Below are 8,292 nucleotides of genomic sequence, written 5' to 3' on the forward strand. Positions count from 1 at the left end.
TCGTGTCAACGCGTGATTCAGATTGAACGGGCTCCGTCATCGGAGAACGGACTAAGGAGTACGAATACTGTTGGCAACGTTGTGCATCAAACTCGTCCGACGTGACATTCATCTCGTCCTGAATGTCATCTAACGCTTCTTGCGCCATCGCTTGTACTTCGTTATTTGCGGCGGCGATGGCTTTTTTCAGCCACCACGTTGCACAGGCTGAGCTTTGAGGGCCACCTTCACCCGTGAAAAACAGAATACCCAAATGATATTGACCGAGAGGGTAACCCTGTAAAGCGGATTGCTGAATATAGTAACGCCCTTTTGCGAGATCAACAGGGACGCCATCTCCATTAATGGATTGCACGCCGAGGTCGTGAATTTGCTCAAGGGAGGTCGAGAATGTTGCCGAAAGTGCAAGACGGCAGAACAGCATCGGAAGCCCGATAAGCAGTAGCGTTGCTAAAAAGCGGTAGCGGTGAGTGATTATCATGATATTTTTATCGCTGAATTATGAGAGCGTAGTGGTTTTTGAGGTAAAACCACTACGTGGTTAGGCGCGTTATTCCCAATCAAGCTTGATGGTAGCAGAGGCGGAGGCTGCCCCGCCTTTAAAGCCTTGTCCTGTAGAGCAGAGGCTAAAACGATAAGGCACTTGGCTAGTACCAGGGGCCAAATCGTCCAATTTGACAACATTTGCGGTAGGTTTACTCGATACTGGTCCCCAACTCACACCAGAGGAACAAGGAGGACTAAGATCCTTTATGGTTACACGCACACTTGCAGGAGCTTCCTCGCCAGTAGCATCCATTGTTACTTTTAAGTCATCTGTGTACCTCCCTTTCGCTCCATCAAGGGTCAACGTAGCGGATGCTCGTGTGTTTCCGTCCCCTGTGCAGTTGATCGTAAAATTTCCCTCAACCACCCCTAAAACATCCCCGAATTTACCTCCCGGAGTACCTGAGGTATTTCCCTCCCACTCCCAAATATTCACTTTGCCAAAATCAATCTTAGGTGGCGCGGAAACAGAGCAGGATAACCGAGTTTTTACTGTGATAAATCCTGCTGAAGAAAGGGTGATCCCCGGCTCCTTATATAGACCAGCATAGAAAGCAGGGATACTATATTTCCCTGGCTGTGCATTAGGTCCCACATAAATAGCAACCATTCCATTAAAAGATATACTTCTTCCCGCTCCCATCGGGTTCGGAAAACTATTATAAGATGTCCCTGTAACACAATATGTAAATGGAGAATTTTGGATCACTGCGCTACCAGTAGCAGTCGTCTTTCCGTAAGAATTAAATGTGGCTCCACCATTATCTCCTCCTCCTCCATAAGTATTAACCGTAGCATCCTTTACAATAAAAAGGATGTCTTCAGCAATCTTTAATCCCGTATATTTACCATCTGAAGATGTATATGTTGTACTTGCGCTATTCCATATCGAATTATCATCAGCACTACGAATATTAAAAGCAAAACAGCTTTGACTCATGATAGTTTGGTACCCCCAACCTGTTGCTGAACGATATGTATCGTTAACAGCATCACTCCATACTAAACCCTCTCCTACACCATATTCACCAGAAGCTCCGCTAAGAGATAAAGCGTAAGGCTGACCTAGCAAAAAGAAACAAATACTCCCAATCAATTTATAAAAATAATGTTTCATATTTTATTAATCCTTTTATTACCTAAAGTTTGTCCATTGTGAAAATGGCGGTTTTTCTTCATGCGCTAGGTCTTCTAATTTCTGTATTCTCGAAGCAAAGCTAACCGGCTCTTTCGTAGTTAACACCACCTCTGTTCTACTTTCAGTACCACAGGGATATGTCACTTGGCGGATAGGCATATCGGCGGAGACGTCCACATGGCGTAAATCAAAATTCACCTGACATTGCTGCGCGGCCGCGTCCCCCCACTTCACCAACAATTCCCCCGTTTCAGGTAACCCTGTGAGGTACACTTGCCCTGCATCCCCAACAATGCTGCTCATGTTGTCAGCACTGTTATCGGTTATTAAGGTGGCTATCGCCCCAAATGGCACAGACTTGGCACCCTGTTTTAAGGTCATTAACACTTGGTAACCGATACGGGTACGGAAGTTGGCTTTCACCACCGCACCTTTGGTTGGGTAAACGTTGGTATTGGATTGCGGTAAATCGACATTTTCAGGCAGCGTACTGGGGTCTAAACCAATGCTGTTTTTGTTGTAATCAGTCAAATAAGGCGCCACGGCGTAGCCTCGCCAATCGGTCACGGCAGTACCGCCATTGACGCTGACACCCTCGGCGCCCGGTGCACTAATCAGGGCAACGGAATCGCCCATCGAACGACTTAAGGTTAGCCCGTCGGCATGCAGTAGCGCACCACCACTGGCGTTCATATTGATGGACTGAGCATTGTTGCTATAGCTATAGCCCCCGCTGATACTGCCTTTATCACCTTGGTAGCCGGCATTCAGGTTGGTGTTGGCGATTTGCCCTTTATTTCCCCAACTTTGTGACGCGCCATAAGACAGTTTGCCATCCATTAGGCTGCCACTGAGACCGCTGTTATGTTGTGTACGTCCGTTTTGGTCATGGCTCAGGGAGTAGGTGGCATAAATCGACTGCACATCGCGGTCTTGAGTAAACAGGCTAAACGGTACGCTTAAGTTAAAGGACAGCTGGCGGTTTTCTGGCCAATTATTGCGGCTGTCTTTCACACGGTCGATGTTGTAGTTCACCCCGTAGCTGACACTTTTAAAACTGTTGCTGTAGCCCACGGATAAGCCCGTTAAGGTTCGGCTACTTCCCCAGTAATCATCACGGTTAGCGCGAAAATGCAGTGAACCGTACTGTTGCATTTGCTGGCTCAATTGGGTTTGGAAGCTACTGCGGCGACGCTGTAATGTCCACGGGCTAAGACCGTCCTCAAGGCGGTAACCTTGGCTGTTAAATTCACTGAAATTGTAGAAATGCTCGGTGGAGTAACGTAATGCGGTTAAATCCACCGAGGTGCCTGTGGCCATTAAGCTTTTTGAATAACGAATACGGTAGGATTGCCCGGTTTTGCGTTCACTGGTACTGGCAACTTGATTGGAATAGCTAAATTTAGCCGATGAGTGCGTCACGTCTGTGGAAACGGCACCGAAATCCCCTAAAGAGACCCCCGTTCCCAAACTCAGGGATTGGTAATCCTTCGCCAGCAAGGCGCCGCCATACAGGGTGACATCGTTATGCAGCCCATAAACAGCAGTACCGAGAATAAAATCAGAGCGGCGTGAACGGGTGGTTAAGCTGCCATTGTAACGACCTGACGCGACTTCATACTTCCAGCCACCAGGGCGCAGCATCACCGGTAAAGACGAGTAGGGCACCACAAATTGACGCTGAGCGCCGTCGGCTTCTGTCACGGTGACGTCATAGTCCCCCGATAACCCCGCTTGCTGGATATCATTGATATAAAAGGGCCCCGGCGCCACATAAGCTTCATACACGATGTTGCCATTTTGGCGGATCGTGACGCGGGCGTTACTGTTGGCAACGCCACTGATCGCCGGCGCATAGCCGCGTAATTGGCTCGGCAACATCTGTTCGTTGGAGGTCAGTTGCACGCCCTTAAAGGGCACGCCATCAAACACATCACTGCCAGTACTGCTTTCCCCCACTAACAATGTCGAGCGCAAAGCCCGAATATCCCGTGATAGCGTGGTATTGGAAAAATAGGTTTGCGTGTTCGTCGTGGCGGATGAGTTATGCCCCCCACTGTATTCGAAACGGGAATGGGTGAGGTTACTGCGCAGGCGCCACGGGCCCGCATTGGCGCCTAATCGCGCGGATGCAAAGACGTTGGTATTTTGGTTTTTTTTACCATCATAGCGGCTCGTCGTGCGACCGGCGCTGACGTTATAGTTCGCCATCAGGGCGGGAATACCATCATCCCATAATGACGGATCCGCATTGCGGCTGATGAGAGACTGCATCGCGACTTGTGGCACGCTGATAGTTAATCGTAAACGTGATAAATCTAATCGGGTGGTCGCTTGGGGGATCAGTGCGCCTAAATCGGAAATCAACTCGCCTTTTGGTAAGTCTTTGAGTACCGGAATGTGTGGCACATTGACCCCGAACGTGTCGAGCTGTTCAGGGGTGAGTTCAGGCGCAATGTCACCTTGGGCATTTTTGATAAAATTGAGGGTGAATTGCCCCACGTCCTGTTGGTTCACAAAAACGGACACGGTGTATTCCCCTTCGGCAACGCCACCGGCTTGTGAAAAGGCGGATAAATCCACGTCGGTATTTTCACCGACCACCCCTAAAAAACTGGGGTCAAAGTAATCGTCGGCCTGTGTTGGCGCCACCGCCAATAGCAATACGCACGCCAGCGGGTGATAACGGAAAAAAGGAGTTTTTGGCGGATGCTCAGCAATTTTATGGGCTTTTTTCATGGTCTTCCTTTATCTTGCGAATGCAAGAATCCCCCCGTTGCTGTGTGCATCGGGTGAATATGTTTATCTGTTGGTTGCAGTTACATGGCTGAGAGTTGGCGTGTTCTCATGGTGTCATTTCCGCCTTCGTCATCGATGAATCGCCAATGGATATCATTCGCCGTATGGCTGGCATCAAGGGGCCATTGCCTTTCACTAAAGGGGGCAACCATGCGTGACGGACTTAAATCCAGATCGTTTTTCCCCACCGACAGGGATGCCAACGTGACATAAAACGGCGTGGGGTTTTTCAGCGTGAGCGTGTTTTTTGTGCGCTGAAATTGCAGTTGTTCAGCGATATGGTCGAAATTGTGTTCGGGTAATCCCGCGGGGCGGTAAAACAGTTTCAGGTTATTTTGTACCGCCAGCACCATGTGTGCGCCTTCCGCGGCTGCTTTTGACTGCGCGGGGATCGCGGTCAGTGACAACTGCGCAATCGACTCTTTATCTTGCGTGAGTAAATGATGCTTTTGAAGAATACGTAATGTGAGCGTTTCACCGGGTTCAAAGCGCTGTAACGGCGGTAAGGCAATAAAGGCGGTCAGATTGTCATCGGCAGCTTCGGTATTCTCGCGCTCAGTTTGACTTGATGCATTCCCTTCCCACGGTAAGAGGCGCGCCTGCAATAAATACGGTATCGTCGTATTATTGGTGAGCGTGTACGTCACCCCATTTTTCGCATCCTGGGGGTAAATCACACGGGTTGAATGCAGAGTGAGTCCATTGATTTGGTCTTGGATGTTATTTGCCCATGTAGGCTGGGCAAAAAGCGTCGCCAATAAGGCAACCCCACTCATCAGGCGATATAACACCGACTTTTTAATCGTTGATAAATTAAGGTTGTTCATCGCGGATCACTCCTGATTGAATACTCCCCTGATACGCGGTGCTCATATCCCCGTAGTCGGTGATCACTCGCCATTCCACGTGTGTGCCATGCGCTTTCATGGGATACGTTTGGGTGGAAAAGGGTGCAATCATCGGACCCCGTTCGCGGACATCGACAGGGTGCTGATCCACACTCAATTGCGCTAATGTGATGTAATAAGGCGTTGGGTTACTTACGGTAATCTGTTGATTTTGAATATGAAACGTCAGCTTGCTTGAGGCGGTCTCGATATTCATCGGTAACCCTTTCGGGCGATAAAACAGCTTGATGACATTGCGGATCCCCACCGAAACTTGCGCACTGGTCATCTCACCTTCGGGGGCGTTAGCTTTTGCGGTGGACGGGATCGCTAATAAACTTAAATAAAACACCGATTCTCTGTCGACGGGGAGCTCTGCGGTGCCATTACGCACAATGAGCAGCGTGTTTTGGCTCTCTTTTTCTAAGCGAAACATCGGCGGCGTCACAATGAACGGCGGTGCGGGTTGGTGTGCATTGCCCTCGGGTGTATTGATGACATCCGCTTTGATCAAGTAAACCTGTGGGCTGCTGTTTTTGATGGCAATTTTGGCATTGGGGTTCGCTGCATCGAAGACGACGCGCGTTTGGGCTAAACGCAGTCCGCCTTCTGCGGCGAAGGATAACGTCGAAAAACTGCTGCAAATCAACAGAATAATCAGCGCGCAATAGTCAGAGAAACGAGTCGAAAACATACAGATTACCCAATTAATCATATAAGAAACTAAAGGTGACGGTGGCAATGAGCTCACCATTTTGTAAATTGTCACTGGTCGTGCAGGCGCCGCAGGAGAGATAGGCTTTAAATTCCAGAGGTCCATTTAACGATGCGGCATTATTGCTACCAGCAGCAGGCCAGCTTTTGGCGCTGATTACATTGGTAATGGCGGCATTCGTATTAGCATTAAAACGCGTATTGCCGGTTGTCGCCATTCGCACGCCATAGCCTTTTGTGGTGCTGGTTGCATCGGCAAAAAGCTTCACACCGTCGCTGGTGGTTATGGTATTACCTGTCACGGTGATTCTGGGCGTCATAAAGTAACCTTGACAATTTGCCAGAGTGACATTGAACTGGCGGAAACGAGCATCACCGCGAATCGTGTCATCTGGAATCGGGTCACCGTTGTTATAAGGCAGTTGCGCCGGCGCGCTAATTTCACAGCTACCGCCATAAAAAAAAGCGGAAAATGAGAGGGTGGTTGAGGCACTGCCTGCCTGTAATTCACCGGCTGGTAATAGCAACCCTACAATCACGCTAAAGAAAGAAAGTTTTCGTATCATTGTTATTAACAGCCTTAGAAATCAAATTATTACGAATGCCCGCCAAGAAGCGCGGGATCAGTTATAGAAAAAATTAAACGTCACTGAGGCGGTTAACTCGCCACCTTGTAGGTTATTGGCGGTACAGTCTCCACAACTGACCATTGCCTTCAGTGGGAGGGTTCCATTCAAGGTGCTCGCCGATGTTTTATTCCATTCCTTAGTTTGTGCGGTGATTTTTTTATCCGTTGCTAGGTTGTCACTTTTATTAAAATTACTGTTACCGTCCGTGGACAATAAAATGCCATAGCCTGTGCTGGTACTGCCCACACCAACAAACAGATCTTTTCCGGAGGCATTGTTGGTATCCCCTTCAACGGTTATCGAAGGAGTTAGCCCGTAACCTTTACAGCCAAGGATGGTGAGATCAAAGGTTTCGCTGATATCACTGGTCGTGGTGATATCTTCCGCAGGGATCAGATCCCCGTTACGGATCGCCACGGTAGCAGGGGCTGTAATTTGGCAGCCACCGCCAACGATACTGGCACTGATTTTGGTCGTTGCCGTGGTTGCCGCCATCGCAGATTGCCCCATCCCGGCTGCATAGAGCACGGTGGGGATGAGTAAGGAATAAAGTGATTTTTGAGCCTGTGTCATCATCGGATCCTACTTTTGTCTTTTATTGAAAAATAAGGTTAAAGGTTAAAGAGGCTGAAAATTCACCGGGGGTTGCCTCCCCATCAATGGGACCCACTAACCCCACCAAAAACGTTTCTTCGGTTTGGTGAGCGTTATCTTGAGTCAGCGGCGTTAAGGCAATTTGCTCACCCCGTTTAAACGCTTTGCTTGGGTCGTAAAAATCACTCAAAGAGAGTGGTGTGCCATCGCTAAGGCGTAACATAAACCCCGTGCTGTTTGGGGTACCATCTAAGAAAATGGTGCTTTCGTTATAAGGGGTGTTGCCTTGTAACGTAATTTTCGGGGTGAGATTGCCGGTTTTATCCACACAGATAAATTGCGCTTTTAAGGGCTTAATTTCATGGGTGGTAATGGCACCGGTGAAATCGGATGTCCGCTTAGGTGTAAACTGCAATGCGTTTGGGATGCAGATCTCACACCCCACATCATCCGTAATAACAGCTCGGATTTCGGTTTTTTCTGCCTGCGCGATTTGCCATCCGTTCAAGAACAGGGCAAAAAAAATCGGCCATGATTTAGTGAATCTGCGCATGAAATTCGTCCTTTCCGCCATAGTCATTAATGGCCTTCCATTCCACCGTGCCTTGTCGTTGAACATGGGAATAGGTAACACTGCCAAAAGGGGCAATCATGTTATTGCCTATGGTCGCACTCAGAGGCACCGATTTATTGGCAATTTTTAAGGTGTCTAAGGTGATGTAGTAGGGGGAAGGATTGGTCACTTTAACCCCATTATTCACACTCGAAAATGTCAGCGATTTCATCGCTTGTGGCTGGGTCATTCCCAAATTATCAGGGCGATAGAACAGCTTGATCACGTTACCCGTGGAGACTTGCACCGCGCCATCAATATTATTTTGGGGGGTATTTAGCCCTTTTTCGCTGGTCGGCATGGCAACGGTACGAAAATAGAAGACCGACTCTTTATTTTGCGGCAGCGCCCCATTTTTCTTCATGATGCGCA

At 48.7% G+C, this 8,292-nt stretch carries 9 protein-coding genes; all 9 read right to left on the reverse strand.

All coding sequences use genetic code 11. The annotated features are described in order from the left end of the window. On the reverse strand, positions 1-481 hold a 481-nt coding region (locus PSF16_RS13685; RefSeq protein ID WP_442959254.1), incomplete at its 3' end, for a tetratricopeptide repeat protein. A gap of 69 nt (positions 482-550) precedes the next feature. Then, positions 551-1,663, reverse strand: a complete 1,113-nt coding sequence (locus PSF16_RS13690; RefSeq protein WP_272689428.1) for a hypothetical protein — start codon at positions 1,661-1,663, stop codon at positions 551-553. An 18-nt stretch (positions 1,664-1,681) separates the two neighbouring features. Then, on the reverse strand, positions 1,682-4,423 hold the full coding sequence (locus PSF16_RS13695) for a fimbria/pilus outer membrane usher protein (protein WP_272689429.1): 2,742 nt from the start codon (positions 4,421-4,423) through the stop codon (positions 1,682-1,684). 80 nt (positions 4,424-4,503) lie between these two features. Then, entirely contained in the window at positions 4,504-5,310 is an 807-nt protein-coding gene (locus PSF16_RS13700; RefSeq protein WP_272689430.1) for a fimbrial biogenesis chaperone, read from the reverse strand. Next, complete coding sequence (locus PSF16_RS13705) at positions 5,297-6,064, reverse strand: fimbrial biogenesis chaperone (RefSeq protein ID WP_272689431.1); 768 nt, start codon at positions 6,062-6,064, stop codon at positions 5,297-5,299. Before PSF16_RS13705 ends, PSF16_RS13700 begins: the two co-directional genes overlap by 14 nt. 13 nt (positions 6,065-6,077) lie before the next feature. Beyond that, positions 6,078-6,650 carry a fimbrial protein gene (locus PSF16_RS13710; RefSeq protein WP_272689432.1) on the reverse strand — a complete coding sequence of 191 codons (573 nt, stop codon included), beginning with the start codon at positions 6,648-6,650 and terminating at the stop codon, positions 6,078-6,080. A gap of 57 nt (positions 6,651-6,707) precedes the next feature. After that, entirely contained in the window at positions 6,708-7,286 is a 579-nt protein-coding gene (locus PSF16_RS13715; RefSeq protein ID WP_272689433.1) for a fimbrial-like protein, read from the reverse strand. Positions 7,287-7,308: 22 nt separating this feature from the next. Beyond that, positions 7,309-7,860, reverse strand: coding sequence for a fimbrial protein (locus PSF16_RS13720; protein WP_272689434.1), 552 nt, complete (start codon positions 7,858-7,860; stop codon positions 7,309-7,311). Continuing rightward, on the reverse strand, positions 7,844-8,292 hold a 449-nt coding region (locus tag PSF16_RS13725), incomplete at its 5' end, for a fimbrial biogenesis chaperone (protein ID WP_272689435.1). The genes PSF16_RS13720 and PSF16_RS13725, both read right to left, overlap by 17 nt.

Source organism: Providencia sp. PROV033 (genome assembly GCF_028484855.1).
In the GTDB taxonomy this organism is placed as follows: domain Bacteria; phylum Pseudomonadota; class Gammaproteobacteria; order Enterobacterales; family Enterobacteriaceae; genus Providencia; species Providencia alcalifaciens.